Source organism: Streptomyces sp. NPDC058964 (genome assembly GCF_042741275.1).
Taxonomy (GTDB): domain Bacteria; phylum Actinomycetota; class Actinomycetes; order Streptomycetales; family Streptomycetaceae; genus Streptomyces.
This window is the reverse complement of the sequence record NZ_JBHYKH010000007.1, coordinates 52104-54227: the sequence shown is the minus strand read 5'-3', so window position 1 is coordinate 54227 and position 2124 is coordinate 52104. Positions and strand designations below refer to the sequence as shown.

2 protein-coding genes are annotated in these 2124 nt (G+C 75.1%); both read right to left on the bottom strand.

The annotated features are described in order from the left end of the window. Window positions 1-107: 107 nt before the first annotated feature. Window positions 108-485, bottom strand: a complete 378-nt coding sequence (locus tag ACFW2E_RS01865) for a hypothetical protein (RefSeq protein WP_384459806.1) — start codon at window positions 483-485, stop codon at window positions 108-110. After that, the coding region (locus ACFW2E_RS01860; RefSeq protein WP_384459803.1) for an anthranilate synthase family protein at window positions 482-2124 on the bottom strand (1643 nt) is incomplete at its 5' end. The genes ACFW2E_RS01865 and ACFW2E_RS01860, both read right to left, overlap by 4 nt.

The window sequence follows — 2124 nt, the reverse complement described above, 5'->3', positions numbered from 1 at the left end:
GGCGCGCCGCCCCCCCCGCGGCCCCGGCGCCCCCCCCGCCCCCCCCGCCCCCCCCCCCCCCCCCCCCCCCCGGGGGGGGGGCGGGGGGGGCGGGCCCGCGGAGGGTGTCACGGCGCCGTGGACTCCAGGGGTTCGGGCGACTCCAGGGCCAGTCCGTGCCCGGCCAGGGCCGGCAGCGTGTGCACGCCCTCGACGGTCGCCTCGACGTCGAACAGCGTCCGCTGCGCCGGCGGCCGCCCGATCAGCTCGGCTGCCCGCGCGGGCAGCGGCGCGGCGGCGGCCTCGGCCGACTCCCACAGCAGCACCGCACCCCACCGGTCGCCGGCGGGGTCGGAGATCCAGAACTTCAGCCGGAGTCCTTCCACCCGGGCGAACCGGTCGACGGCCTCCTCGCGCAGGAACTCCCGCAGCGACTCGATCGTCCGGCCCGTCCCGGCCAGGTCCCACCAGACCACGGTCGCCTTGAGCCCCGCACCCCCGCTCATACGGCCTGCTCCGCCGGCTCCCCGACGAGAGCGCCCAGCGCGTCGCCGAGGATGCGCATCCCGTCCTCCGTGAGCACCGACTCCGCGTGGAACTGCATCGAGCGGAACCCGGGCCCGCGCAGGGCGTGCACCTCACGGGTGACCGGGTCGCGGCTGACCTCGACCGTGCCGACGCCGGCCACCTCGATCCGGGTCCCGGCGCTGCGGGCGGCGAAGGTGTTGTAGAAGCCGACGCGTTCCTGGCGCCCGAACAGGTCGATCTCCCGCTGCACGCCCTGGTTCGGCTGGTCGCGGCGCACCAGCGGCAGGCCGAGCCGCAGGCTGAGCACCTGGTGGCTCAGGCACACGGCCGCGAACGGCCGCCGCTCGGCGAGCAGGGTGTCCACCGCCGAACGCAGATGCGCGATCTTCGGGTGACCGCCCTCCCGCGGGTCGCCCGGCCCCGGTCCCATCACCACCAGGTCGTGGGCGTCGAAGGCGTACGGCTCGTCGAACCGTCGGACCGTCACCACTGCTCCCAGAGCCCGCAGCTGGTGCCCGATCATCGCCGTGAACGTGTCCTCGGCGTCGACCACGAGCACCCGCCGCCCGTCGAGCAGCCCCGTACCGCGCTGCCGTTCCGCGTCCGGCGCCAGCCAGAAGCCGGCCAGGCCCGAGTTGCGCCCGTCCAGCGCCGCCCGTACCGAGGGGTGGGAGCCGAACCTGCGCGGGCCCCGCTCGCCGAGTGCGGCCAGCAGGCCAGAGGCCTTGGCGCGGGTCTCGGCGACCTCGGACAGCGGGTCGGAGTGGCGTACGAGGGTGGCCCCGACGCCGATGCGCATACGGCCGTTCGCGTCGATGTCGGCGGTCCGGATGAGGATCGCCGAGTCGAGGGTGCGGCCGCCCTGCTCGTCCCGGCCGATGAGCGCCAGGACACCGCTGTAGTAGCCGCGGCCCTCGGGTTCGTACCGCTCGATCACCTTGCAGGCGCTCTCCAGCGGGGAGCCGGTGACGGTCGGCGCGAACAGGGTCTCGTGCAGCACCTCGCGCGGGTCGCGGGTGGTGTGGCCCTCGATGAAGTACTCGGTGTGCGCGAGCCGCGCCATCTCCTTGAGGTACGGCCCGACGACGCTGCCGCCGTTCTCGCACACCCGGGCCATCATCTTCAGTTCCTCGTCGACGACCATGTACAGCTCGTCGGTCTCCTTGCGGTCGGCGAGGAAGTCCATGACGCCGGGCAGCGTGGGCCCCGAGTCGGGGTAGCGGTAGGTGCCGCTGATGGGGTTCATCACGGCCCGGCCGCCGGCCACGCTCACATGGCGCTCGGGCGAGGCTCCGACGAGCGTGCGCTCGCCCGTGTGCACGACGAACGTCCAGTACGCGCCCGACTCGCGCTCCAGCAGCCGCCGGAACAGGCGCAGCGCGGCGCCGACCGAGTAGTCGCCGATGTCGGCGACGAACGTCCGCTTCACGACGAAGTTGGCGCCCTCGCCGGTGCCGATCTCGTCCTTGATGATCCGCCGCACGATCTCGGCGTAGGCGTCGGGGGCGCCCGCGATAGGGCCCCCCGCCGGCCGCCCCCCCGGGGCGGGGGGGTTTGGGCGGCGCCCCACGGCCGCGGGGAAGGACGGCGGCGCCCACCACGGACAACGCCGCCACG